General features: G+C 29.0%; 28 protein-coding genes. 25 read left to right on the top strand and 3 right to left on the bottom strand.

Annotation, left to right across the window (positions count from 1 at the left end):
* Window positions 1-208 precede the first annotated feature (208 nt).
* The 12 genes from COL3_RS01700 to metA all read left to right on the top strand — a co-directional run bounded on the left by COL3_RS01700 (window position 209) and on the right by metA (window position 9,684).
* Window positions 209-871 (top strand): CAP domain-containing protein, encoded by a 663-nt coding sequence (locus COL3_RS01700; protein WP_008422669.1) that lies wholly within the window; start codon window positions 209-211, stop codon window positions 869-871.
* A gap of 548 nt (window positions 872-1,419) precedes the next feature.
* Entirely contained in the window at window positions 1,420-1,587 is a 168-nt protein-coding gene (locus COL3_RS28505; RefSeq protein ID WP_008422671.1) for a hypothetical protein, read from the top strand.
* 312 nt (window positions 1,588-1,899) lie between these two features.
* The gene (locus COL3_RS01695; RefSeq protein ID WP_008422673.1) at window positions 1,900-2,187 is read left to right on the top strand and encodes a hypothetical protein; all 288 of its coding nucleotides are present in this window, start codon (window positions 1,900-1,902) and stop codon (window positions 2,185-2,187) included.
* Between the two features lie 121 nt (window positions 2,188-2,308).
* The gene (locus COL3_RS01690; RefSeq protein ID WP_008422676.1) at window positions 2,309-3,355 is read left to right on the top strand and encodes a cell wall-binding protein; all 1,047 of its coding nucleotides are present in this window, start codon (window positions 2,309-2,311) and stop codon (window positions 3,353-3,355) included.
* A gap of 205 nt (window positions 3,356-3,560) precedes the next feature.
* Entirely contained in the window at window positions 3,561-4,661 is a 1,101-nt protein-coding gene (locus COL3_RS01685; RefSeq protein ID WP_008422677.1) for a leucine-rich repeat protein, read from the top strand.
* A gap of 188 nt (window positions 4,662-4,849) precedes the next feature.
* Window positions 4,850-5,422, top strand: coding sequence for a hypothetical protein (locus COL3_RS01680; protein ID WP_143327520.1), 573 nt, complete (start codon window positions 4,850-4,852; stop codon window positions 5,420-5,422).
* A 71-nt stretch (window positions 5,423-5,493) separates the two neighbouring features.
* Window positions 5,494-6,231, top strand: coding sequence for a DUF1963 domain-containing protein (locus COL3_RS01675; protein WP_008422682.1), 738 nt, complete (start codon window positions 5,494-5,496; stop codon window positions 6,229-6,231).
* A 38-nt stretch (window positions 6,232-6,269) separates the two neighbouring features.
* The gene (locus COL3_RS01670) at window positions 6,270-6,914 is read left to right on the top strand and encodes a cyclase family protein (protein WP_008422684.1); all 645 of its coding nucleotides are present in this window, start codon (window positions 6,270-6,272) and stop codon (window positions 6,912-6,914) included.
* Window positions 6,915-7,038: 124 nt separating this feature from the next.
* On the top strand, window positions 7,039-7,452 hold the full coding sequence (locus COL3_RS01665; RefSeq protein ID WP_008422686.1) for a GNAT family N-acetyltransferase: 414 nt from the start codon (window positions 7,039-7,041) through the stop codon (window positions 7,450-7,452).
* Between the two features lie 60 nt (window positions 7,453-7,512).
* Complete coding sequence (locus COL3_RS28500) at window positions 7,513-7,683, top strand: hypothetical protein (RefSeq protein WP_008422688.1); 171 nt, start codon at window positions 7,513-7,515, stop codon at window positions 7,681-7,683.
* A gap of 290 nt (window positions 7,684-7,973) precedes the next feature.
* Complete coding sequence (locus tag COL3_RS01660) at window positions 7,974-8,492, top strand: hypothetical protein (protein WP_008422690.1); 519 nt, start codon at window positions 7,974-7,976, stop codon at window positions 8,490-8,492.
* Between the two features lie 268 nt (window positions 8,493-8,760).
* Complete coding sequence (gene metA, locus COL3_RS01655) at window positions 8,761-9,684, top strand: homoserine O-succinyltransferase (RefSeq protein ID WP_008422692.1); 924 nt, start codon at window positions 8,761-8,763, stop codon at window positions 9,682-9,684.
* 197 nt (window positions 9,685-9,881) lie between these two features.
* Here metA and COL3_RS01650 read toward each other — a convergent pair whose 3' ends face one another.
* Window positions 9,882-10,277 carry a hypothetical protein gene (locus COL3_RS01650; protein WP_008422693.1) on the bottom strand — a complete coding sequence of 132 codons (396 nt, stop codon included), beginning with the start codon at window positions 10,275-10,277 and terminating at the stop codon, window positions 9,882-9,884.
* Between the two features lie 385 nt (window positions 10,278-10,662).
* On the opposite strand from COL3_RS01650, the gene COL3_RS01645 reads away from it, so the two are divergent.
* Window positions 10,663-11,430, top strand: coding sequence for a leucine-rich repeat domain-containing protein (locus tag COL3_RS01645; protein ID WP_008422695.1), 768 nt, complete (start codon window positions 10,663-10,665; stop codon window positions 11,428-11,430).
* 238 nt (window positions 11,431-11,668) lie between these two features.
* Here the strand turns inward: COL3_RS01645 and COL3_RS01640 are convergent, their stop codons facing one another.
* Window positions 11,669-12,169 (bottom strand): GNAT family N-acetyltransferase, encoded by a 501-nt coding sequence (locus tag COL3_RS01640; protein ID WP_008422698.1) that lies wholly within the window; start codon window positions 12,167-12,169, stop codon window positions 11,669-11,671.
* A gap of 312 nt (window positions 12,170-12,481) precedes the next feature.
* Here COL3_RS01640 and COL3_RS01635 point away from each other — a divergent pair, with 312 nt between their 5' ends.
* The 4 genes from COL3_RS01635 (at window position 12,482) to COL3_RS01620 (ending at window position 14,744) form a co-directional block, all read left to right on the top strand.
* On the top strand, window positions 12,482-12,880 hold the full coding sequence (locus COL3_RS01635) for a MerR family transcriptional regulator (protein ID WP_008422700.1): 399 nt from the start codon (window positions 12,482-12,484) through the stop codon (window positions 12,878-12,880).
* A 79-nt stretch (window positions 12,881-12,959) separates the two neighbouring features.
* On the top strand, window positions 12,960-13,349 hold the full coding sequence (locus tag COL3_RS01630; RefSeq protein WP_008422701.1) for a hypothetical protein: 390 nt from the start codon (window positions 12,960-12,962) through the stop codon (window positions 13,347-13,349).
* Window positions 13,350-13,683: 334 nt separating this feature from the next.
* Complete coding sequence (locus tag COL3_RS01625; RefSeq protein ID WP_008422703.1) at window positions 13,684-14,124, top strand: Lrp/AsnC family transcriptional regulator; 441 nt, start codon at window positions 13,684-13,686, stop codon at window positions 14,122-14,124.
* 11 nt (window positions 14,125-14,135) lie between these two features.
* The gene (locus COL3_RS01620; RefSeq protein WP_008422704.1) at window positions 14,136-14,744 is read left to right on the top strand and encodes a LysE family transporter; all 609 of its coding nucleotides are present in this window, start codon (window positions 14,136-14,138) and stop codon (window positions 14,742-14,744) included.
* Window positions 14,745-15,142: 398 nt separating this feature from the next.
* Here the strand turns inward: COL3_RS01620 and COL3_RS01615 are convergent, their stop codons facing one another.
* Window positions 15,143-15,502 carry a hypothetical protein gene (locus COL3_RS01615; protein ID WP_035283199.1) on the bottom strand — a complete coding sequence of 120 codons (360 nt, stop codon included), beginning with the start codon at window positions 15,500-15,502 and terminating at the stop codon, window positions 15,143-15,145.
* 171 nt (window positions 15,503-15,673) lie between these two features.
* Here COL3_RS01615 and COL3_RS01610 point away from each other — a divergent pair, with 171 nt between their 5' ends.
* From COL3_RS01610 to COL3_RS01570, 8 genes are all read left to right on the top strand, one after another.
* Window positions 15,674-17,212, top strand: coding sequence for a rhomboid family intramembrane serine protease (locus COL3_RS01610; protein WP_008422706.1), 1,539 nt, complete (start codon window positions 15,674-15,676; stop codon window positions 17,210-17,212).
* 308 nt (window positions 17,213-17,520) lie between these two features.
* Window positions 17,521-18,366 carry an AraC family transcriptional regulator gene (locus tag COL3_RS01605; protein WP_008422707.1) on the top strand — a complete coding sequence of 282 codons (846 nt, stop codon included), beginning with the start codon at window positions 17,521-17,523 and terminating at the stop codon, window positions 18,364-18,366.
* 463 nt (window positions 18,367-18,829) lie between these two features.
* A complete protein-coding gene (locus COL3_RS01600; RefSeq protein ID WP_008422708.1) occupies window positions 18,830-20,995 on the top strand; it encodes a YhgE/Pip domain-containing protein in 2,166 nt (721 codons plus the stop codon).
* A gap of 133 nt (window positions 20,996-21,128) precedes the next feature.
* Window positions 21,129-21,263 (top strand): hypothetical protein, encoded by a 135-nt coding sequence (locus tag COL3_RS29495; protein WP_278286610.1) that lies wholly within the window; start codon window positions 21,129-21,131, stop codon window positions 21,261-21,263.
* 445 nt (window positions 21,264-21,708) lie between these two features.
* Window positions 21,709-21,945, top strand: a complete 237-nt coding sequence (locus COL3_RS01590) for a helix-turn-helix transcriptional regulator (protein WP_008422709.1) — start codon at window positions 21,709-21,711, stop codon at window positions 21,943-21,945.
* Window positions 21,946-22,401 (top strand): peptide deformylase, encoded by a 456-nt coding sequence (gene def, locus COL3_RS01585; protein WP_008422710.1) that lies wholly within the window; start codon window positions 21,946-21,948, stop codon window positions 22,399-22,401.
* Window positions 22,402-23,006: 605 nt separating this feature from the next.
* Window positions 23,007-23,831 (top strand): MBL fold metallo-hydrolase, encoded by an 825-nt coding sequence (locus COL3_RS01580; protein ID WP_008422711.1) that lies wholly within the window; start codon window positions 23,007-23,009, stop codon window positions 23,829-23,831.
* A 304-nt stretch (window positions 23,832-24,135) separates the two neighbouring features.
* Entirely contained in the window at window positions 24,136-24,903 is a 768-nt protein-coding gene (locus tag COL3_RS01570; protein WP_008422713.1) for a flavodoxin family protein, read from the top strand.
* Window positions 24,904-25,103 lie beyond the last annotated feature (200 nt).

Genomic DNA, 25,103 nt, shown 5'->3' with positions numbered 1-25,103 from the left:
CATAAAGAAGCATACAATAACATAGTAAAGTAAGTCAAAGCTGATAGCATTTAAATCAATTAATTAAGAAAAAGTTGTGTTGAATGTTGTCGAAAAGATGATAAGATAGAGACATGCCTTAACTTGAAAGCAACAAAAACTTAAAAAATATTTGTTGTTTATATAAAAATCAAGAAGGCAAATAAAACATACAAAAGGAGAAAAACTAATGAGAAAGAATGATTTAAGAAGAATAGTAACTACAGTTATTGCAGCTACAACAATAGGAAGTTTCTCATCATTAGGAGTATCTGCAGCAACAATTAATTCAAATACTAACGATTATAATAATGCAATTGCAAATAATCTTTTAAATACAGGCTTATTTATGAATCTTAATAATGGGAATAACATTAGCAATTCAGCAGTAAATCCGACAGGTGGTACAAATGCAACTTCAGTAGATGTACAGGGGCTGCCTAATTTGCCAACAAAGTATTCAATTAGCATACAAAATTCCGCTGAGGATAAGATTCTTCAGTTAATGAATGAAAAAAGAACAGAAGCAGGTCTTCAGCCATTAACTATAGATAATACATTAGTACAAGTTGCACGATACAAGAGTGACGACATGATTCAAAATAACTTCTTTAGTCATACAAATCCAGACGGAACAAAGTGGACAAACTGGCTGCATACAATAGGCTATGATTATACTTCAGCAGGAGAAAATATTGCATATAACAATTCAGATCCAGTTGAATTATTTAATCAATGGTGGAACTCACCAGGTCATAGAGCAAATATGATGAATGAAAAATATACTAAGGTTGGTATAGGAGTAATCTCAGGAAACAGCAAATACATGGGAACACAAGAATTCTCAAACTAATGATTAGTAGTCAAGTGAAACTTGATTCAGGTGGGTTTTATCCCCATCTGAATCTTAGTTGAACTTATACCCTCAAGGGGCACCTAGTCCAGGAGCGTGCAGCCGTTATCTCCCACTTAAGCAGAGAACCTAAATCTATGATTTAGTGTGAATCGCTTACTCATCTGACTTTAGACAGAGGAGTTTCATATACAGTGGGAGTGTTACGGATGCTAGCTATCGGATAAAAATTAAATATGTAGTTATCTATTAAAGAAAGGCTGTTGCAATGCAACAGCCTTTCTGGATAATTTATGACTGCAAAAGTGGCATTTGCTTCTATTTATTTTCTAAAATATATTTTTATGTATAGTTGAATTCAGATGAGAAGGATTGAATAAAAATTTTTAAGAAAACGTTCTCTAATGACAAATAATTGACAAAAATTTATTGTAATATAGTTATTAGAAAGAGTAATCGTTATCGGTGATATAAGCAAAATGATAATAATGCTTGCAATAATCACAAAAAATTAATAATATCCTATATCAAGATGGAGGTGATAAGAAATGGGAAATATAATCAAAATCAATATGTATGCAGAAATGAAAAGAAAAAATAACACTAAATTAGAATTAAAAACAATAGAAGAAGTTATTTTAGATTATAATAGATGGATAAGGAAAAACAATAGAGAGGATAAAATAGAGACCTATGAAAAATTTTTACGAGTATAATTATTTTTAAAGGTATATTAAGTATAAATACTTAGTGTACCTTTTTTTTGACTAAAAATAATTATAAAATGAAAAGCTTCAAGTGTATTAGAAAGACTTATTATCAAAAGATATTAATAATAAGGAATTATGCTCAAGTTTGTTAAATAATTTTAAATTTTAGAAATATATGCTATAATTATATAAAAATGGTGTTAGATTTAATTTCGATTGGAGTGAAATTTTTATTTTATGAATTTATATCGTATGAATCTATTCTAGGTACGGAAATATTGCCGCAAGGTAAATTTAAAGTCTGTGCCAGGGATGGAAATGAATGATTTAAATCAAGAAATACTATTATGGGAGGAAAAGCAGTACATTCAAAATATGCAAAGAATGTATAAAACAGAAAAATGTTATAGAGATCCCAGAAAGGAAGCATTTCAAGACTATAGGCATCACAACAATACTAAAAGTATCTACAGACATGAATCTAAGTTCGTAAGGTATTATACTAAGCGAAATTTTAGAAGAAAGCTAAAAAAAGAACTATATAATGAGGCATACTATAGAATTAGGCTTCGTGATTATAGAACTTATGGGTGGATTACCTGGTAAAATTCTGTGAAACTATTTTAAATATTTAACTAAAATTTTTTGCAATGCCGTAAATTCAGAAATGGATTCATGGCATTTTGCTATATTATTTATGAAAAAATAAATTTGAGGGGAAAATATAATGATTAAAAAAATAACAGTGGCTTTATATATTGCAGCAACTTTAATGATGGTAAGGGTTATATGGGGATTAGCGAATTTTGGGCATACAGATGTTGCTGGAGTAACTATGATAGAAAAGTCTCACCCTACTACTGGCTGGAATCAAAAAGATAGTATATGGTACTATTTTGGGAATGATGGAAAAAAGGTAACTGGATGGATCATGGATGGAGAAAAATATTACTATCTTAAAAATGACGGAAGCATGGCAGTTGGAAAAGTAGAAATCAAGAATTCTATATATGAATTTGATCAAAATGGTGCATTATTATGTGACACTATTGTAGACGACGAATTAGTGCCTAACAGCATTTTACCTTCAAGAGAAAAATTTGAAGGAAGTCCTAAATATAGTTGGTTTGATGACAATGGGAAAACTTATTTTAGAATGGATAAAAGTTTTGCTGCTGGACCATGGAACATAGATGGAGAATCATATGCCTTTGATAAAAATGGAGTGATGTTAAAATGTGTTGCAGTTACTTCAACTTATGGAGCAAAGTTCCTATATGGCAATGATGGAAAGTGTATAAAAGTTAGTTATGGTAATTTAATGAATGAACTGCCTTATGGTGTCATGATAACAAAATCAAGTACTGATAATCAGAAAGTGTTGTTAGATGATAGTAATATGATGGAAATAAGTGAAGTTGACTCAAATGGTGAAATAGTCTACGGGAAAGGAATTAAGGCAACAAAAGATATAACAAAACTGCAAGTAGAAACAAAAGGAAAAACTTTATATTGTAAACCTAAGCAAATTGTTCAATTAGGAAACATTAAGGTAAGTGGGACTGATACTGATAGATCATTGCTTCCGAGCCTTGTAATAATGTCTAAATCTACTGATGAAAGCATTGCATATGCAGGAGTTGATGTTAGTTTAAAGGATGGTTATATCAATGAACTTCATCCTAAAATTCTAGTGTATAAACCAGGAAATACTACTGTTACTATAGATGTTAATGGAACACAAACTACATTTGACATTGTCGTAAGCCAATAGAAAAAATAGAGCTTAGTGGGAAATTTAATATGTATGAAATCAGTAACAAAATGATCTTGCTGAGACAAGAATATCCTTAAAAAAGGATACCATAATACAGTTTGCAAACACAGCAAATGAGGAAACAGTGAATAATATTGATAGAGATTATGAAGACTAAAGCAAGCAAGTTAATTAACTTACATAGGGGTTAGGGGATAATAAAATGTGTAAAATAAAATTAATAAAAGTAATGACTGGTATATTAATAGCAGCTTCAGTATTAGCATTAAATCCAATAAGAGCAAGTGCTGAATGGAAAGAAAGTCCTAGAGGTAAATGGTATACAGAAGGGAATTCATGGGCGACAGGCTGGAGAACGATTGACGAAAAGTGGTATTATTTCGATAAAGACGGGTATATGGTTAAAGACAAAGATATTGATGGTTGGTATTTAGGTGAAAATGGAGTTGGGAGAGAGTGTATAAAAGTTGATGGATATGAAATTGAAAAATCAACGGGCACTCTAGTGAGATGTCGTAAATCAAATTCTTTACGCAGCCCGTCAAGTAAAGTAATTCCACTAGTAATTCCAAAAGAAATTGGAGGTATTGACATAAAACTTATAGGAGATTATGCATTTTACAATTGTGGTAATTTAGGGAGTATAGTAATGCCAGATAACATTACAAGTATTGGAGATTATGCATTTAATCAATGTGATGGCCTAACAAATATAAAAATTCCGGATAATGTAATAAGTATAGGAATAAGAGCCTTTAGTGGCTGTAATAAGTTAACAAGCATAGTAATCCCAAAGAACGTAATAGTTATAAATAGAAATACATTTGATGGTTGTAAAGAATTGGAAGACATAACATTATCAGATAATACAACCAGTATAGAATCAGGTGCATTTGAGAATTGTGAAAGTTTAACCAACATAAAAATTCCTAATGGTATAACAAGCATAAGTGCTTGGACATTTTATGGATGTAATAATCTTACGAACATAACAATACCAGATAATGTGACAAGCATAAATGAGTGGGCATTTGGTAATTGCAAAAACTTAACAAGTATAGCAATCCCAAACAATGTAACAAAGATAGGAAACAATGCATTTTTGGGATGTGAACAAGCTACTTTTTATGTTGAAAGTGAAAAAATAAAACAACTTATCCTTCATTCAAATTCAAAGATAGATAGTAGTAAAATACTAGTAGGAGTACAAGCACCGATGCAGAAGTCGGCGCCTAAATTTAATATTCCCCCTGCTATCAAGTTTATTTTTATTATAGATATTATAATAGCATTATTATTTTAAGTTAGGCGCATCTCATACTTCAGTAACTCTGGGCTGTTAATTTTAGTAAGGAAAAATAGATATGATGAAAAAATATTTATAGGAATATAAGAAATATTTAAAATAATTTTATGTGTGATTATTGGTAAGATATTTTATACTATATTAATTGCAATAGAAAGTGAAATAAGAAAAAAGCAACAGTAATTTTGATATTTAAAGGAGATGATAATGCTTTGACGGATCCTAAAAATATTTACATGCCAGCTCAGTTGTATAAATATAAGATGACAGATGAAGAAAGCTCCAAATGGAAAAAATTCAAAGATGAAATAATAAATATCTGTGATGAGTTAAAGTTCCCTGAAGAATATTTTTATTATGTAAATGTAGTTTTAGATTCTAATTGGGATCAAAGTTGCGGCTATAAAAAAGATTGTGGATTCTATAGTGTGTACTGTGATAGAGGAAGTTATATTATAAGTGATAAACTTCCTGAATCTAATTATGATAAAGCAAAATTTCATTTTTTGAAAAATATTATTCGGAAAATTGGAAATAAAATAGAATGCAGCAGCAGAAAGCTTTTAAAAGAAAATTGGAAATATGAAGCTGATTATGATTCAAGAAAATATAGGTTTGAATATGAAATTATTATGCTAAATAAGATATTTAATAAAGAATATATCATTGAGTTAGTAAAAGAAAATACTGAATATATGAACAGATGGTTTTATTTTGATCACTGGAAATTTGATTATGGTAAAATGCAATTTGTTTAAATCAATAGGAAATAATAAATGAAAATACAACTAAGAAATGAATTTATATGTTTTATAAGGAGATTAGAATAATGAAGTATGAGGTACCAGAATTATTTAAGGAATACGAAGAAATTATTAGGAAATCAATTCGCAAAAGCAATGAAATTACTTTTTCAGCAGAAGACACAAAACCATGGGAAAGTAAATTAGGGGGATGCCCTTATCTTGAAAATTTAGAAGAATACCCTCTAGATATAGAAGGAAAGTCGATGGTATTTTTCGCACAAATAAATTTAGAAGATTTAGCTGAATTAGAAAATATGCCTCAAAAAGGCTTACTACAATTCTTTGTTAACAACGATGACAGTTATGGCTATAATGGGCCCTGTAAAGTTATATATATTGAGAAGTATACAACAGATGAGAATAAGTTAATTAATAAAAATCCATATGAAGAAGATTATGAAGAATTATTACCATTTAATAAAAATGGTAAAATGCATTTTGAAGTGAGAGAAATGCCAATGACTTGTTGCTGCGAAAGTTTTGATGATTTATTTAATGAAAAATCTTTTAATGAAGAGCAAGAAGAAAAAATGTGGGACGAGTTTGATGGAGCAGGTAGTAGAGTTGGAGGATATCCATATTTTGTTCAGTCAGAGCCTGCTTATTATAATGAAAACAATATTTTACTACTACAATTAGATGTGGAAGATGAATGTGGAATTATGTTTGGTGATGCTGGAAACTGCAATTTTTTTATTAGTGAAGAAGATTTGAAAAATAGAGACTTTTCAAAAGTAGAATACGATTGGCAATGTTGTTAAGCTTATTATTAATATTAGATTAGGAAGGAAAAAACATTATGAAAATAATTGATTTAACGCATACTATATCAGAAAATATGCCAGTTTATCCAGGGACAGAATGTCCAAAGTTGGAGATTGCAAATACATATGAGAAAGATGGTTTTAAGGAAACCTTGCTCACAATGTTTTCACATACAGGAACTCATATGGATGCACCAGCACATTTATTTGATCAAAGAGCCACTTTAGATTCATTGCCAGTTGAACAATTTGTAGGAAAAGGATTGGTTATTGATTGTAGTGATTTACAAGATGGTCAAAGGATTACTATGGAATACATTAAAAGAGTAAAAGAAAAGGCAGATAAGGCAGAGTATATCTTATTCTACACAGGCTGGGATGAGCGCTGGGGCACTAGTGCATATTTTGGAAATTATCCATATATTACAGAAGAAGTTGCTGAATATTTAATTCATAGTAAGAAAAAAGGTGTTGGTTTAGATGTTATTGGAATCGATCCTATTTCAGATGTAAACTTAAAAATTCATAAACAACTTTTTCATAAAACAGATATTGTTGTTATTGAAAATCTCACTAGATTAGGGGTTGTAGGAAGTGATTTATTTACATTCTGTGCTCTTCCTTTAAAATACGAAAATTCTGATGGGGCCCCTATTAGAGCAATTGCAATTTTAGATTAAAAATTGCTATCTTAACTTATACTGGACAGACAAAAGTTTTATAAAAAACCCTAATTATTTATATTGTTTTGTATACTAAATGACAGCCAGTAATTTTGACTACTATATATGAATGAGGGATAATATGGAGATAGCAAAATTACAAAAAAGTGATATGAAAAATGCTCTTGAATTAATATGGAGTGTTTTTCAAGAATTTGAAGCACCAGATTATTCTGAACAAGGCGTTAATACGTTCAAGGAGTTTATTTGTTATGAATCAATAACTCAAAAGCTTGATAATGGACAAATGATGTTTTGGGGTTGTTTTATTTCAGGTGATTTAAAAGGGGTTATTGCAATCAGAGACAATAATCATATTTCTATGTTTTTTGTGAAGAAAGAGTACCAAAGGAAAGGCATAGCAAAGAATTTATTTCAAACATTAGTTGAATATTGTAAATCTAATAAAAGCATTAAGAGTATTACAGTGAATTCATCCCCGTATGCAATAGAAATATATCATCACCTTGGATTTAAGGATACCAATACTGAATAAACTGTAGACGGCATTAGATTTACTTCAATGGAATATATCATATTATGAGGAGGAGAAATTGTGAACATAAAAACATGGAAGTTATGGTTGCTTTCAAGTATGTGCTTTTTATTTGTAGCAATAATGAATCTAATTGATAAAGAATATTTAAGGGGAATTTCTTTTGCTTTTCTTGGAGTAATTTATATAGGTCTGAGCATAACCTATTATAAAAAAGACTGTAAGAAATAAGAGTTATAATTATTTCCTAATAACATAGATATATCAGTTACAACATTTAGAGAAGATGATATAAGGGGAGATAAAAAATGTGGATTCGAAGAAGATGAACTTGTAACTAAATTTAACTATCCACATCAGAAATTCATTTTACATAGAAAGTGAGCCGGAATTTTACAATTATCAACTCATAATATTGTTATATTAGAAATAATAGATGGATGTTTAGATAAAATATAAGTAAAAATTATAATTAAAATTTTTATAAATTATATTATAACAATAAAGGAGGCTGATATATATTGAAAAAAGAAAAACCTATTCTTACAGACTATAATATGGCAGTTAAGCTTATATTTATGCCTTTATTTATTCTTCTTTGTGTGTTCCCAATTTTAATGATAATTTGCATAAAAAATATAGGCTTTATTTGCTTTTTTCTATTTGCTGAACTAATTATGTTAGCAGTAACAGTTTATATATATACTAATCATGTTAGCGTTTATACAGATAGAATAGAAACTAGCAATATTTTTTCTAAAGAGACAGTTTTGTTTAAAGCAATAAAAAAATTGGATATAAAATTAGTTCAAGAATCATATAGAGGAAAGAAGTATGGCGTCTTATATAGCATATTTTTTGGTAATCATGGCCAAGAGATATTAAAGCTCCGAGTAAAATCTACACCACTATCTATACTACTATCTACAGCTAGAATATCTGATATTATATCTATTATAGAGAATTATAATAAGAAGATAGAGATAAGTAAAAATTTTATAAAATATCTAAATGAAAATACCAATTATAAAAGGAAATAACTTTGCCAATATTGAATTATTCAAGAGATTGAATTTGCGATTTTGTTTCTACAGAATACTAAAATTTGGAGAAGAAGTAAGGCACATTGATAATTTATATGAAAATTGAATAACGGGTTGAGAAAAATGTATAAAAGTTATCGGATACATTTGTTGCTTATACAATTTGATGGTATAATATTGTATATTTACAAGTTATTAAGTAACGTTGGTGATAAATAGTGAAGTTCTGATTATTTATCTAAATGAGAGTTAAAGGAGTGGTAAAATGCCAGTAAAAGTCCCTGATAATTTACCAGCAAAACAGTTATTGGAGCAGGAAAACATTTTTATAATGAACAACAGTCGAGCATTCCATCAAGATATACGTCCGCTAAGAATCTTGGTTTTGAATCTAATGCCGCTTAAGGAAGACACTGAGCTAGATTTGCTTAGGGCATTTTCTAACACGCCGCTTCAAATAGAAGTGATTTTTATTCATATGGAAAGCTATGATTCCAAGAATACCTCCAGAGAACATTTATCGACGTTTTATAAAGTATTTTCAGAGATATCGGGTGAGAAATTTGACGGGATGATTATCACAGGAGCCCCGGTTGAAAAAATGGAATTTGACGAAGTAATTTACTGGGATGAACTAAAAAAGATATTGGAATGGTCTAAAACCAATGTTACAAGCACCTTTCATTTATGCTGGGGAGCCCAGGCAGGTCTGTATTATCATTACGGCATCCCTAGACGTACGCTTGAAGAAAAGATGTTTGGCGTGTTTAGACATCATCCAACAGTTGAAAACATTGATTTATTAAGAGGGTTTGATGACGAATACTCTGTACCACACTCACGGTATTTTGAAATAAAAAGAGAGGATATTGAAGGAGTGAGTGAATTACAGGTTGTTTCAGAATCTGAAGAATCTGGGGTTAACATTATTATGTCAAAAGATAGGAAACAGATTTTTGTTATTGGGCATTCAGAATATGGACCTTTTACTCTGAAAAATGAGTATCTTAGAGATTTACAAAAAGGAGAAAAAATTGAGGTTCCGAAGAATTATTTCAAAGAGGATGACCCTAATCAAGCACCTATAGTTTCATGGCGAGCCCATGGAAATCTACTTTATAATAATTGGTTGAATTACTATGTGTACCAAGAAACACCATTTGATGTAGATTTGATAGGTGATGTATAAGCTTATTTTTACGGATGTTAAATACATGAATTTTTCGGATATAGTGGTATTTTCGCATTATTCATACCATGTATAGCATAAGTATGATGCATAGTTAGGTTAATACGTATTTTTTATATTTTACATCAGAATGATAAAAAACGAAAAATTATTCAAAGCACCGCATTATTCAAAATTGAATTTTGGGGTGCTTTTATCTAACTAAATAAACTTTGAATAAATTCATAATTAATCTTGTTTGTTTTAGCATAATATAAAAAACCCCAATAGACTACATTGGTATCTGAATTAATAATAAATTCTCTATATGGAATGTACTTGTGTGTATAAATAGTAATTCGATATGCATACCCCATTCTAAAAAAATTAAAACTATCCTTTTGAAAGGTTATTGAATCCAAATTATTTATTATATGGTTTATTGTGTCCCTATCTGTAATTTCAATATGAGTTCCGTTCCTTCCACAAAAAATGTATATTGATGATACATCGTCTGATGAAATATCTACTAATTTATGAGGAATAAAAGTTAACAAAAAAATAGTTATCAATATTGATATAATCAGGATTAGTTTAGCTAATTTCTTTTTCATCTCTGAGCCTCCTATGTATTGGTAATATATATCCAATTATAGCATTTAATTAAACCTGTTTGTCCAAATAATAGTTTTATTTGGGATTGTATGCTGCCATAAAGTAAAAAAGATATTAATATTATGTCATAGTAAAGCAGATTGGGGCGTGAAAATGCCCATGATCTTAGATAGTTCAATATAAATACCCACTTTGTTAGACATAAGACAGATGAATATAAAAAAGAATTGGAAGGATATAGGCACAGAATTAATTATTCAGGCTAATATTTTTGATTTTTTACAAATGTAGTTTTTAGTAATAATAATAAATGTATTATTGAAAAAATATGATATAATTATATATTATGTTATAAAATACAATAAATTACATAGGGGGTAAAGAATGAGAAGTTTTAGATTGAAAAAAGTAATAGCGAGTTCATTAATTGCAGCTTCGGTATTAGCACTAAATCCAATAGGAGCAAGTGCAGAATGGAAACAAAATCCTACAGGTTGGTGGTATAAAGAAGGAAATTCATGGGCTACAGGTTGGAGGTTAATTGATTCTAAATGGTACTATTTTGATTCTAAAGGTTACATGGCTAAAGATACAACAATTGATGGATATTATCTAAATGATAGTGGTGCGAGGACAGAACTTACAACAAGTGGAAGTTTTAAATTTGATAAATCAACTGGAACAATAGTAGAATATACCGGTTCTGATAGTTCAGTAGTGATACCAAACAAAATTGATGATACTGAGATAAAACGTATAAGATTTACATCAGCGTCTGCCTGCAAGAATTTAACAAGCGTAACAATCCCAGATAGTACAACAGGTATAGAATCTATAGTATTTATGAACTGTAGTAATCTAACAAGCATAGTCATTCCTAATAGCGTAAAAAGTATAGATCCATTTGCATTTGATGGATGTACTAATTTAAAAAGCATAATAATTCCGGGCAGTATAACAAGCATAAATCAGTTTGAATTTCAAGGTTGTATTAATTTAACAAGTGTAAAAATTCCTAATAGTGTAACAAGTATAGGAATGGATGCATTTAGATTTTGTGATAAAGCCAAATTTTATGTAAGCAGTGAAACAACTAAGCAACTTTTAGTTGATTCTGGTGTAAGTGAAAGTCAAATCATAGTAAGTGCTTAATTATAAACAATAACTAAAGCACAATTAAGAAAATAAATAGTTTTATGGAGTAGTGTAAAAGCTACTCTATTTTTATAAACAAAATTTGTATCCTACCTTATTTTGCGTGTTTTTCCACTGTGAAGCTGACAACATAAGGTATCCTTAGCATTTATTCAACTTTATAACTATTACCTCTTATCTAAGCTCCAAATTCCAATTGTGCGCCTAGCTAAGTGGGATTAACATAGTAGGTGGTTTAAATATTTTTCTCATAACAATAGAAAGGTAACTCTTTTACTGGAAGATAAAATTGTCCCACTTTCGCATAATCAAAATTCTCATATAATCTAAGTGCATTTTCATTTGCACTATAAGCGTCTAGCCTAATGCTTGAATAGTTATTTTTAGTAGCGAAATCTTCAATGAATTTTAGCATTTTTTTTGCAATACCTTTTCCTTGAAATTCAGGATGAACAGATAATCTATGAATAACTAGCACCTTTCTTCCATTGCTAATCCAGTTTATTTGACTGTATTCAGGTGGCTGCTCTTCATTTATTGCAACATATGCTACACATTTTCCATTAGTCTTTAAAACGTAACAATCCTCACGCTTAATATCATTTTCAATAATACCTGAATTGGGATAAAATTCATCCCACAAATATAGGCCTTGACTTTCCATATACTTTATACAGTTTGAAATTATATTAAGAATGCTTGATAGGTCTTGCTTCTGTCCCTTAATGATATCCATTAGTCTTTTCTCCTTGGCAATAATTTGATAAATCTGAACTTTTTACAATTACGGAATAAATTGTAGTTAATACATTCTTCGATTATAACAATAACTTCAATATATGTATATAATTAAATAGAGATGTTTTAAGATATTCATAATAATAGCTGATAGCTTCATCAACAATAGTACTTAGATATGCATTATCATCATGATGAATAGCTTTGATTTTTCCTAAATGAAATTTTTAAAATACACAATATGCTATAATTGATTTATAAATAGTAAACACTTGTAAACTGGGAGCGTAAGCAGTTATATGGAGGATAAATGGAAGAATATACAATTGGTCAAATTTCTAAATTACTAGGAGTAAATAAGGAAACAATTCGATACTATGAAAAGTTTGGATTATTACCATTACCTGAAAAAAAGGAAAATGGTTATAAAATATATACCAAGCGCCATATTGAAGTAATGGAAGTAATTTTAATAATAAAAGATTCTGGTTTCACTCTAAATGAAATAAAAAATATTATTTCTTTTCCGGAAGAAGAGCTGAATTCTCAAAATGATTTATTCAAAGAAATGATATTTAAGAAAATAGAAGTAATTGAGAATAAAATTGAAGATTTGCGTGGTTTAAAAAGGGGATTGGAAAAGGTTATATATAATATTGAGAATTATAATATAAGAAGTTGTATTGAAATAAAGAAAAAAATAAAATAAAAAGAGTATTGACTAGGTAGTATACTACAGGGTTTATTATATTAACAAATACAATATAAAAAATCGAGGAGATGTTAATATGATAGGTTATGTTAGTTCACTCATATGTGCAGTGATTACTTTTGGAATGGCTTTATTACAGTTATCCATTACATTTGGGGCTCCATTTGGTGAATATGTACTTGGAGGGCAAAATAAAGTACTACCAAAAAAAATGCGTTTCACAAGTGGAACTTTTTTTTGTATATTTACCTTTATTGGTATGGCTTATTTGCAAAGAGGTGATATATTACATATGGGATTTAACTCTATGTTTATGAAGATAGTTATAATAGTGAATACTTTATTCCTTGCATATGCAATTGTAGGGAATGGAATTCTAACAAAAAGTAAAAAAGAAAAATATGTAATGACTCCATTTTCAATTATACAATTTATATTAAGTGTAACTGTTTTATTATTTACGTAGAGAGAATTAGAATAACTATTAAATTACTGGCGTGGATTATTATTATATTAGAGATTAATAAAAATATCGCATTATGTTATGCGGTATTTTTTGCGTAATACTAAAAACGGATGTAGGATTAATGGATTTACTCGATACTTGATATAGAAAAAAGAAAATTAACCAGTTACAGATATTTAGGTTTAATACTAAAATTAGTAGCATGAACTTTAAATATTGTAAGTTAATATTAAAAATAACTAATATTTTATTGTAATTTTAGAAATTATTTATTTAAATTAAATTTATTTGTACAATAACATTAATTAAATAAATTAAAAGGTGGTTAAATGTTATGGATACAATTGATTTAAAAATTATTGATGTTTTAAAAGAAAATGGTAGGGCATCATCTTCAGAAATAAGTAAAAGAGTAAATCTATCTATTCCTGCTGTAGCAGAAAGAATAAGAAAGATGGAAGAAGCAGATATAATTGAAAAATATACTATAAAAGTTAATAGAGACAAAATTAATTTTAGACTCTTAGCTTTTGTCTTTGTTAACATTGATAAGCCAGAAAATGTAGAGGGATTTAGAAAATATATTGTTCAATATAATTCTGTATTAGAGTGTCACCATGTTGTTGGCGAGTATGATTACTTATTAAAAGTGCTCGTAGAAGATACAAATTCTTTAGAACATTTTATATCAAAAATATTAAAAAATATAAAAGGTGTAATTAAATCAAATACAATAATAGCTCTTTCTTCGTTGAAGGAAGATATTAATATTTGAGAGGTAATAAAATGATTTTTAAAGGTTTTAAATTCGGTATGCTGCTACAATTTGCAATTGGACCTGTTTGTTTATTTATATTTCAAATGGCAGCATTAAATGGATTTTATACTGGAGAAATAAGTGTATTAGGTGTTGCTTTAGTTGATGGGATTTTTATTACTATTGCTATTCTTGGTGTAGCTTCAATAATTGATAAAAAGAACATAAAGGTATGTTTAAAAATGTTTGGTTCTATAATTCTATTTATTTTTGGATTCGGCGCAATTTTAAATCAATTTAATATTGAAATTATACCGAGCTTAAGTATACAGGGGATTTTCATTTCTACTAATGCACTTACAAGTGCAATTATCATTACTTCATCAAATCCTTTGACAATAATTTTTTGGGCGGGTATATTTTCAACAAAGATTACTGAAGAAAATATAAAAAGGCAAGATGTTTACTCTTTTGGCTTTGGAGCATTATTATCTACAATATTCTTTCTATCACTAATTAATCTAATAGGAAGTTTTACTAAGATATTTTTACCCACTAGTGTAATACAAATATTAAATATATTTGTTGGATTTTTATTAATATGTTTTGGTATTAAAATGATTTTGAAAAAGGTATAAAGTAATTTTATTAATTTGTAATACTTTCACTACACCATTCTACTAACGGATGCAGATTTTCATCAAATGAAGAAATTACACAATACTAGAATGTAAAGTTAATCATCCATACGCTTTTATTAATAAAATATACAGTTATAGGCTGTCTATATTGATAAAATTTATTCATTTTTACACATAGTATTGTATAAAGTTTTGTATGAGGTTTGAAATTAAACTAACGATAAGTGATTCATGTATCATACTAAAATTAGATAAACTTTAGATTTGACGTAGTAATTAATAAAATATGTTCTTAATAAATAAAAGTTTTAAATATATCATTATTCAATAATGTCAAAGTAATTGAACATAAAATATATAAAGAGTATAAGCCTAACCCTTATACTCTTTCTTTCTTAATAAGGATGATGATGGTGTGAAGGAATGAATGATAATAATTCTAAAGCAGCTATATTAGCGAACGGGAAAAATCTACGTCTAAAACGTCTAAATCTTCTTCGTGGACGATGATGAAATCCAACATTCCCATACTGTCTTTTTTCATCATAATTATATTCATCATCATTATTATCATCTAGATCCATTGCATCCTCACCAACTAACATTACAATACGGTCTTGATCTGCATTTTCAATAATTCCATCAAATATGCTTCCATCTGACATTATTAAAGTAACATCGCAGTATAAGTATTTTTGGCATTTGCCTTGTAAATTTCGCATGTTATTGCTATAGTTAACTCCATCTAATTCCATTTTTGAATCAGCCCCTTTCGAATACATGATATTCATCTTTGAGGAAAATCGTTCAATATCAAATGAATAAATTTTTATAAAGTAAAAAGGAGTGACTATGTCACACTCACTTTATATTTATTTTGTGGTAAAATATAGTTATATTTCTTAATATTGAGATAGGGGGATTATATGTATAAAGATGAAATTGAATTAATAATGAAGAGTTTTACCCAATATAAGGATTTTATACCTTTATGTGATGAAGAGAATAAAGTAAAAATAGACGAAAAAGATAATATAATGATGAAAGATTATTTTGGCACAATGATTGCGTTGGAATTAATTAATGGGGACTTGTTTTCTGAAGAAGAAATAAAACAATATTTTATAGATGTTAAGCAAAGTCTTCTTAATACTAAGAAGAATACTTTTGTATATTCATTCGGAATATTCATTTTTCAAAATGACCCACCAATAGAGATAATCAAGCTTATTGAGGATAACCAAGTTAATAAAGTAGCAGGCAGAAAATATTTAAGAAGTATTGTTGTGAATCTTGAAAAGCAAAGTGTTATGAGTCATTTCAAAACTAAAAAAGATGAATTTGGAGTAAAAGAACATTTAAATAAGTATTTTAGTGAATATAAGAAAATTGATAATTCATCTGCAAGCTTTGAAGACATTGTAGAGAAAAAGAAAATGGAATCTAGGGTTGAATTTAAGAGTCAAAAACCAGTAATTACGTACATATTAATTGCATTAAATCTTTTAATATTTGCTTTAATGGGGTTATATTCATGGAAATCAGGTACAGATTATAATACACTGCTATTAGAATTTGGAAGTAAAGAAAATGAACATATATTACAAGGAGAATATTGGAGGTTTATAGCGCCAATATTTTTACATGTTAACATAGTTCATGTAGCTTTAAACTGTTATTCATTATATTTAGTCGGTATACTTGCTGAAAAAATTTTTGGGAAGGGCAAGTTTATAGCTATATATTTTGCAGCCGGAATTTTAGGTAATATATTTAGTTTCGCATTTAATATGAATCCTGGAGCAGGAGCATCAGGAGCTATTTTCGGATTATTTGGAGCTATCCTTTTTATATGTATAGAGAAACCAGCATTATTTAAGTCTGGCTTAGGCTACAACATTGTTGGAATAATATGCATAAACTTGTTTTATGGATTTACTAAATCAGGAATAGATAATTTTGCACATTTGGGAGGGCTTATAGGCGGATTAACTTTTGCAGGTATTTTCAATGAATCGAAAAAGAGATTATGGTATTTTAATAGATATGTCTATTTATTACTAGCAGTTATAATAACGTCATCAACAGTTTTTTGGGGCTTTAATAATACTCAAAGTAAAGAAATAAGATTAGTAACAGAACTAGAGCAATATTTTAATGCACAAAATTGGAAAGAGGCCGAAAAAATTTCCAAGGAAATCTTGGAATTAAATCCATCTGAAAATATAAAAATTTATACTTTAAAATGCATTGTTAATTCAGATATCTATTTAAAGAAATATGATGATGCTGTTAACTATTCAAAGGACTTAGAACAGCTAGATTTAAAAGATGGGCATTATTGCCTGGGAATAGTATATTATAATATGAAAAAGTTTGATTTAGCAAAAGAAGAGATACTTAAGGCTAAAGATCTTGGAGCTAATTATAATAATATTGATACAATACTAAAAAGTATTAAGTAATAAGTTGTATATCAAGGGAGAATTTTTTGTGAGAGACATTAGGAGTTGAATTTAATAGAAAATCTAAATGATGGCTTTGAAAAAATTAAACCCTTATTATCCTTGTTAGATGAAGGCTATCTTATTTGTTTTAGCAAAATATAAAAGAACAATAGACTATATTGGTATCTGAATTAATAACATCTATAATTAAACATGAAGCTAATTATATTTATTTTACGCATGGCTCCAACCGATATTTTTGTGCATCAAATGTCGGTTGGACAACTTCTTTTTTTGGTAAACTAAATATAGAGAGGAGCGATTTTATGGATTGGCTTGAAAGAATGAATAAGGCATTGGATTACATTGAAAATAATCTTGATGGCAAGATAAACTACACAGAAGTTGCACAAACTGCTTATTGCTCGGAATATCATTTTTCGAGAATGTTTTCATCTATTGCAGGTATATCGCTTTCGGAATATATTAGACGAAGAAGATTAACGAATGCAGCATTTGAAATTCAAAAAAATAATACTAGAATTATTGATGTTGCAGTTAAGTACGGATACGAATCTGCTGATTCGTTTTCACGGGCTTTCCGAAAGACTCATGGAATAAATCCATCCGATGCGCGTCAAAAAGGAGTTCAATTAAAAGCTTATCCAAGAATATCTTTTCAAATTTCAATTAAGGGAGATATGGAAATGGAGTACAGAATTGAAAATATCGATTTTGAATTGAGAATTGTAGGAAAAAGTAAATCAGTGAAAACAAGCAGAGCGTTTAAAACTATTCCTACACTTTGGAACAATGCAAAAAAAGATGGATTTACGCAGGAATTGATTGATATGTCATGGGAGAATCCAAAATGCATGCTGGAAAGTATTCTTGGCGTTTGTGGAAAAGAAGCTACTATTATGGATGAAGAATTTGATTATTTTATGGGAGTAAGGTATGATGGCAAAGCTCCTAGTGGTATGGAAACTCTTATTATTCCACCAAGTACCTGGGCAGTTTTCCCTAATATTACAGATGCATGGAAGCGTTTATATTCCGAATGGATTCCTACCTCTGGTTATGAATTTGCTAACTTACCATGTATTGAATGTTTTTACGGACCAAAACATAAACCAAGACACGAATTATGGGTTCCTGTTATTCCAAAATAACTCAAATAATATAGAATTATAATTATAGTAACTAACTGAAGTTAATATTCAATGTATTCTTAATGGTATAAATAATAATAAATTAAAGTATCGCATATTGATTGCGATATTTTTTTGATTAAAATACTACTGCTTGAATAGTTATTTTTGTAGCGAAATCTTCTTGAAAGTATATTAAGAATACTTGATAAGTCTTGTGCCTGTCATAAATCCTTGATTAATTGAAATAGTATTGAGAAAATATAAATATTTTAAACAAGCAAATAAATATGACAATATTCAGAGTGATATTTATAAAGGTGTCTTTAAGATATTATCCATCCCTTTGTTTTAACTCTGTTATGAATTATTTGATATTTTAGTGGAAAATATAAGTCAGACATAATCTTTTTAGAATGTTTGATTTATCCAATGAAATTAACATATTAATATTAGATTCAAGAAAGGGAGTATATAAAGGTTTATGAGTATAATACTTAAAATTTATAAACGGGATATAAAAAAAATAATATCTAATAAACCTCTTATGCTTATAATAGCAGGATTGCTTTTTGTTCCTGCCTTATATGCATGGATTAATATAATAGCATCTTGGGACCCTTATGGTAACACCAAAGGATTGTTAGTAGCAGTAGTAAATAATGATAAAGGTTCTAAGATTCAAAGCGTAGAAATCAATGTGGGTAATGAAGTAGTGGATAAACTAAGAAATAATCAAAGTATTGGTTGGACTTTTGTTGATGAAAGTGAAGCTGAAAGTGGAGTGAAATATGGTAAGTATTACGCTAGTATAACCATACCTGAAGATTTTTCAAGCAATCTTCTATCTATTACAGCAAATGGCGAACCTACTAAAGCTAACTTAATTTATGCAGTTAACGAAAAAATTAATGCTATTGCGCCTAAGATTACAAAAAGCGGACTAACCACGCTGCAAAGTGAAATAACTAGTTCTGTTACTAAAGAAGTAAGTAACACTGTGCTTAATTATATGAGCGCTTATGGTGTTGAACTAGAGCAACTTAAGCCTAATTTGGAGGAATTTATAAATCTGGTAAGTAATATAGATGCTAATCTTCCTCAAATCGGAGAGGGCATAAATAATGCATATAATGGAGCTGTAGATATGAATAATTTCATAAAAAATATTCAGGAGAATGTACCTAATATAACGAATTCCTTGAATAATGCTCAAAATGTTATCAAATCCAGTAATGATTTTTTTGGAAAAGTCAATGGAACAATAAAAAACATATCTCCATATATAAGAACTGATCTAGCTGGAGCAAAGGCTAATGCGGACACAGTTAAAAATAACCTAAGCAGCATTAATAATTCTATAAATACAGATGTTAAAGGTCAGCAGGAGGCGCTAAAGTCTTCAGTTAATAATTTGAACAATGCAATTTCTGTTATTAATAATGATATAAATATACTTCAGTCTGTAAATAACATGTTACATAGTAATTTGCTTTCTAATTTCATAAGCAAAATGCAAAATATTAGAGATCAGCTGGTTCAAAATAAATTGAATCTGGATAATATTATAAGTACTCTAAGTAGTGGTAATGCAATTTCTTCTGATGTAATAAATTCTGCTATACAAAATATAGATAAAACATCTCAGCTTATGGATGAGTCAATAAGTAATTTTGATAACACTATTTCTCCACAAATAAATAATCTGGTAAATAATACAACCGATATGGCAAATAATTCGCTAGGGCTTTTAGAAAGTGCAAAAAATAATATGCCTTTAATAAATAGTTTACTAAAAGACGCAAACCTTGGTACTGATTTAGGAGCAGCACAGCTTAAAAATATTAAAGATAAATTTCCTCAGGCTCAAGAGACTATTCATAGTAATGTTGAAAAGTTTAAAAATTTGAATAATGATCAGAAATTTAATGAACTTACAGACTTTTTACATAAAAACACAAAAGATGTAAGTGATTTTCTGGCAAATCCAATTGAACTAGTGCAAAATAGAGTATTTCCTATACCTAACTATGGATCAGCCATGTCTCCATTTTACAGCACTCTAGCTATTTGGGTGGGAGGATTTACACTGCTTTCTATATTGTCTATACATGTAGAGCCTTTAGAAGAGGGTAAAAGATTAGGAACAACAAAGATGTTTTTTGGTAGATTTTTAACTCTTGCTACGCTCTCATTACTTCAGACTGTTATTATTGTTTTAGGAAACCTGTTTATCATTAAAACTTATGCTATAAGTCTGATAGTATTTTTAATATTTTCTATGTATGTAGGGTTAGTATTTATCATGATTATCTATACGCTTGTTTCCGTATTTGGAAATGTTGGTAAGGCTTTAGCCTTGATTATAATGGTACTTCAAGTTTCAGCATCAGGAGGAACCTTTCCAATACAGCTTACACCTAAGTTTTTTCAAAATATAAGTCCAATGCTTCCTTTTACTTATGCTATAGGAGGAATGAGAGAAGCAGAAGGCGGAATTATTTGGAGCTCCTTATACTATAATGCAGGAATGTTATCTATATATTTTTTTATTTCAATAATAATTTCTATTTTTCTAAAGGAAAAGGTCAATAAGAAATCTGAAAAGTTTGTTAAGAGGATGAGAGAAAGTGGATTAGTTGGAGAATGAGATGAATAGTAATTTTTTGAAGGTATTAGAGAGGCGATTCAGAGTTTCGGTAATAAGATAACGTTTATGTTGTAAAAAATTTTATAATCAAATAACATTTGAGTTGAGAAAAGATTATAAGGAGATTGCAACATTGAATGAATTATATGATATGATTTTTAAAAGAAAGTCATTTAGACAATTTGATGATACATTAACACTTTCAGAAGAAGAATTGCAGTACATAAATGAAAAAATAGAAAGCTTAAATCCGCTTGTAAGGAAATAGAAATAAAATATAAGATTGTTCCAAGAGAAAATACTACATCTAAACGTGGAGAATACTGTTTGCTGATTTATAGTGAAGAAAAGGAACACTATTTATTAAACATTGGATATATGTTTGAGCAATTGAATTTATATTTAGCGTTAAATTATTTTTGCATTAGTTGCACTATTTGAAAAAGAGTCAAAAAAGATATTGCCAGCTATAGCTATTGTTATAAGTGGGAGAGCTTTGATTCCGGCAATAAGTGGATTGATTGAAAGCATTTATTTACGTTTAAGTATGTAATTAAGTGCAAGAATGCAATCCCCAAAAAAATAATAAATGAGTTGTAATTATAATTTACTATACTAAATACTAGAGTGCTTACAATGTAATGTTAACTTGATATGAAAGTTAAATTAGAATATACTTTTGTGTAAGGTAAACATTACAGGAGTGATTGTTAATGAAAAACAAATTAAAAGAATTTCGTGAAGCTATTGGGTTAACACAGCAACAATTGGGAGAGCTTGTAGGAGTATCAAGGCAAGCAATAAATTCTATTGAAACAGAAAAATATGAGCCATCTATATGGTTAGCTTACGATATTTCACAAATATTTCACTGTTCTATAGAAGAAGTTTTTCTTTTTGAACAAAGTGAAAGAAAATCAAGAGCACAACTAAGTAGGAGGGCAATCTAAATGGCATTGAGGCAAATTAGACTTTTTGGTGATGAAATATTAAGAAAGAGAAGTAGGGAAGTTGAGATTGTAGATGAAAAAATACGGCAGATTCTAGATGATATGGCGGAAACTATGTATAATGAAGAAAATGGCGGTGGGTTAGCAGCACCACAAATAGGTATACTAAAAAGATTAGTTGTTATAGATATGGGTCAAGGACTTATAAAATTAGTTAATCCAAAGATAATTAGCAAGGAAGGTAGTCAAGAAGTTATTGAGGGATGTCTAAGCAATCCTAATGTATTTGGAAAATTATTAAGACCCAAAATAGTAAGAATACAAGCACTTAATGAAAAAGGTGAAGAAATAATATTAACAGGTACAGGAGATTTAGCAAAATGTTTTTGTCATGAAATTGACCATTTAGAAGGCATTCTTTTTACTGATTTTGTTACTGAATATATAAAATTATGATAAATAATAAATATTAAATTTTCAAATACCGTATTATTTAAAGTTGAATCTACGGTATTTTTGTTAAATAGTAATAAAAAAGACAGTAGATAAGATGAATTTTTAGTTGCTTCTGGTGTAAGTGAAAGCCAAATTATAGTAAGTGCTTAATTATAAACAATAACTAAGGCACAATCAAAAAAATAGTTTTATAGAGTAGTGTAAAAGCTACTCTATTTTTATAAACAAAATTTGTATCCTACCATATTTTGCGTTTTTTTCAACAGTGAAGCTGACGCCATAAGGTATCCTTAGTATTTATTCAAAATATTAAAAATAGATGAATAATTAGTGGAATTATATATTTCGTAAAGTGATATTATAAACTTTCATGGAATAAGTTATTTATAGGTACTTACAGAGCATAGGTATTTTTTTTCTATGCATAAAAATATTTGGTTAAACAAAATAATCCAATGTTTATAAAATATGTTATAATTTATAAAGATAAATTTTAATTTTTAGAGAAGGTGACATCATGAAGAGATTCTTACGTATGCATCCCAAGAATCGTTTATCCTCTGTGCAGCTATGAAATTAATTTTGTACAGAGGAGTGTATATTAAATGAATAGATTAAATAAGCCAGTTATTACGAAAGAAACAATCAAAGCAATGGAAGACATGTCATTTTTTACTCATGCTAAGATTTTTGATGATTTGCTAATCGTTGCACAAAAAGAAACGAACTGTTTTGTATTAAAGTCTAGTGAAGGATTGATAGTTATAGATGCTATTTGGCCGGCAAAAAAAGCTTTTGAGGCAATAGTTGATGCGATTAAAGATGTAGGTTGGAATCCTGATACAATAAAAAAACTGGTTTTGACTCATGGACATGTTGATCATACAGGATGTGGGAGATGGTTGGTCGAGAAATACCATGCTTGCACATACCTTTCTAAAGTAGATGATATTTTTTGGGAGGAGCATCCAACTAAGCCTGATAGACCAGAAACCTGGAAAGATTACAAAATTGATGTTTATGTTCAGGATGGCGATACCATAACATTAGGTGATAAAACAATATATGTTTACGGTACCCCTGGTCATACTCCGGGAGGGTTAAGCTACATATTCCCTGTAAAAGATGATGGAGAAATTCATATGGCAGCACTATGGGGAGAGACGACACCACCATGGACAAAGAATGAAGTAATCCAATATCTCAAGTCATTAGATTACTTTATTAGTGAAGCAACACGTAAAAAGGTAGATGTGGCTTTAAGCAATCATACAGCTATAGATAATGGCTTGGAACGTATTATATATTCAAAAAAGAGAATGGACTATATGCCTAATATTTATATTATTGGACAAGATGGATTTCGAAAGTATTGCCAGGTATTTCGTACATTGAGTTATGATATGTTGAAAAAATTACGCAAAAACTAATTACAGTTGCTCCCATATTGTTGGGAGTATCTTTACTTTCAAGAATAGAATATCTAATTGCATTATCTGAATACGTCTTTACCAAATACAGTACTATTCATTCACATAGATAATCAAACACTTCTGATAATTTAAAAAAAGCTGAGGATGATTAGTTAATTGTTAGTATCCATCATTTTGCAGGCACCACTTAATTGCAGTCATAACAAGTGCCGCATATAACTCTGACCAATAATATAATATATTTAAACGATATTTAATTGTATAAATTTAAATTGTGAAAAATATTATGGGAGAAAGAAATATGAATATATTGGCGATAATTGGCAGCCCTAGAGTAAATAGTAATACTTATAAGACTGTTAGACTAATTGAACAAAGATTAGCAGAAAAGAATAATGAAATTAAATTTGAATATGTGCAACTGAGCAAAACTAATATTAATACCTGCAAAGGTTGCTTTATATGCATTGAAAAAGGCGAAGAAAATTGTCCGTTAAAGGACGATAGAAATAATCTTGAATTAAAAATGAAACAAGCTGATGCTGTGATATTTGGATCGCCAGTATATACATACAATGTATCATGGATTATGAAGAACTTTCTAGATCGCTTTGCTTACAGATGTCATCGACCTGATTTTCATGGGAAGAAGGCAATGGTAGTAATATCTACCGGTGCGGTGGGATTAGGAGTTGTGGGAAGTATATTATCCTTCATAATTGGTACAATGGGATTTATAACTTGTGCAAAAGTTGGATTAACTTATGCTCCAGTACATGAAAGGGATGATGCAAAGTCAACAAAGGAAATGAAAAAATTAAATAAACAAGCGGATTTGTTCTACAGTAAGATAATTAATACAGACGTTATAAAGCCATCGTTTATTAAACTTTTATCTTTCAAAATGCAGCAAAGAGCATTTTCAAAGGCACCTCAATGTTCTGCTGACTTTAAATTTTGGAGCAGTAAGGGATGGTTGGATAGAAAAGAAAATTATTATTATAAAGTGCATGTAGGAAAAATTAAAAATTGCATTGTTTCTCTTGCTAGCGTAATATTGAATTTTTAGCAATTTATAAAGAAAAAAACTGAAGACATTGTGGAGAAAAAGAAAAAGGAATTGATTGTGCTTAATAGTGTAAAATAATTTTTTATAAAATTTTTTGTTAAATTTCATTTTTAACCATATATCCTTTATAGATAATTTATTTACATAGGAGTGTGTTAAAAATGAGAGAAAGAAAATGCGTAAAAATTAATGTGAATATG

Origin of the sequence: Clostridium sp. LS (genome assembly GCF_002760435.1) — a bacterium.
Classification (GTDB): domain Bacteria; phylum Bacillota; class Clostridia; order Clostridiales; family Clostridiaceae; genus Clostridium.
The sequence above is the reverse complement of the archived record's forward strand: the minus strand, read 5'-3'. Positions and strand labels throughout refer to the sequence as shown.

What these genes read in the sequence shown, in the direction of transcription:
- COL3_RS01700 (WP_008422669.1), top strand. Translation starts at nt 209, where the DNA reads ATGAGAAAGAATGATTTAAGAAGAATAGTAACTACAGTTATTGCAGCT.
- COL3_RS28505 (WP_008422671.1), top strand. Translation starts at nt 1,420, where the DNA reads ATGGGAAATATAATCAAAATCAATATGTATGCAGAAATGAAAAGAAAA.
- COL3_RS01695 (WP_008422673.1), top strand. Translation starts at nt 1,900, where the DNA reads ATGAATGATTTAAATCAAGAAATACTATTATGGGAGGAAAAGCAGTAC.
- COL3_RS01690 (WP_008422676.1), top strand. Translation starts at nt 2,309, where the DNA reads ATGATTAAAAAAATAACAGTGGCTTTATATATTGCAGCAACTTTAATG.
- COL3_RS01685 (WP_008422677.1), top strand. Translation starts at nt 3,561, where the DNA reads ATGTGTAAAATAAAATTAATAAAAGTAATGACTGGTATATTAATAGCA.
- COL3_RS01675 (WP_008422682.1), top strand. Translation starts at nt 5,494, where the DNA reads ATGAAGTATGAGGTACCAGAATTATTTAAGGAATACGAAGAAATTATT.
- COL3_RS01670 (WP_008422684.1), top strand. Translation starts at nt 6,270, where the DNA reads ATGAAAATAATTGATTTAACGCATACTATATCAGAAAATATGCCAGTT.
- COL3_RS01665 (WP_008422686.1), top strand. Translation starts at nt 7,039, where the DNA reads ATGGAGATAGCAAAATTACAAAAAAGTGATATGAAAAATGCTCTTGAA.
- metA (WP_008422692.1), top strand. Translation starts at nt 8,761, where the DNA reads ATGCCAGTAAAAGTCCCTGATAATTTACCAGCAAAACAGTTATTGGAG.
- COL3_RS01650 (WP_008422693.1), bottom strand. Translation starts at nt 10,277, where the DNA reads ATGAAAAAGAAATTAGCTAAACTAATCCTGATTATATCAATATTGATA.
- COL3_RS01645 (WP_008422695.1), top strand. Translation starts at nt 10,663, where the DNA reads ATGAGAAGTTTTAGATTGAAAAAAGTAATAGCGAGTTCATTAATTGCA.
- COL3_RS01640 (WP_008422698.1), bottom strand. Translation starts at nt 12,169, where the DNA reads ATGGATATCATTAAGGGACAGAAGCAAGACCTATCAAGCATTCTTAAT.
- COL3_RS01635 (WP_008422700.1), top strand. Translation starts at nt 12,482, where the DNA reads ATGGAAGAATATACAATTGGTCAAATTTCTAAATTACTAGGAGTAAAT.
- COL3_RS01630 (WP_008422701.1), top strand. Translation starts at nt 12,960, where the DNA reads ATGATAGGTTATGTTAGTTCACTCATATGTGCAGTGATTACTTTTGGA.
- COL3_RS01625 (WP_008422703.1), top strand. Translation starts at nt 13,684, where the DNA reads ATGGATACAATTGATTTAAAAATTATTGATGTTTTAAAAGAAAATGGT.
- COL3_RS01620 (WP_008422704.1), top strand. Translation starts at nt 14,136, where the DNA reads ATGATTTTTAAAGGTTTTAAATTCGGTATGCTGCTACAATTTGCAATT.
- COL3_RS01615 (WP_035283199.1), bottom strand. Translation starts at nt 15,502, where the DNA reads ATGGAATTAGATGGAGTTAACTATAGCAATAACATGCGAAATTTACAA.
- COL3_RS01610 (WP_008422706.1), top strand. Translation starts at nt 15,674, where the DNA reads ATGTATAAAGATGAAATTGAATTAATAATGAAGAGTTTTACCCAATAT.
- COL3_RS01605 (WP_008422707.1), top strand. Translation starts at nt 17,521, where the DNA reads ATGGATTGGCTTGAAAGAATGAATAAGGCATTGGATTACATTGAAAAT.
- COL3_RS01600 (WP_008422708.1), top strand. Translation starts at nt 18,830, where the DNA reads ATGAGTATAATACTTAAAATTTATAAACGGGATATAAAAAAAATAATA.
- COL3_RS01590 (WP_008422709.1), top strand. Translation starts at nt 21,709, where the DNA reads ATGAAAAACAAATTAAAAGAATTTCGTGAAGCTATTGGGTTAACACAG.
- def (WP_008422710.1), top strand. Translation starts at nt 21,946, where the DNA reads ATGGCATTGAGGCAAATTAGACTTTTTGGTGATGAAATATTAAGAAAG.
- COL3_RS01580 (WP_008422711.1), top strand. Translation starts at nt 23,007, where the DNA reads ATGAATAGATTAAATAAGCCAGTTATTACGAAAGAAACAATCAAAGCA.
- COL3_RS01570 (WP_008422713.1), top strand. Translation starts at nt 24,136, where the DNA reads ATGAATATATTGGCGATAATTGGCAGCCCTAGAGTAAATAGTAATACT.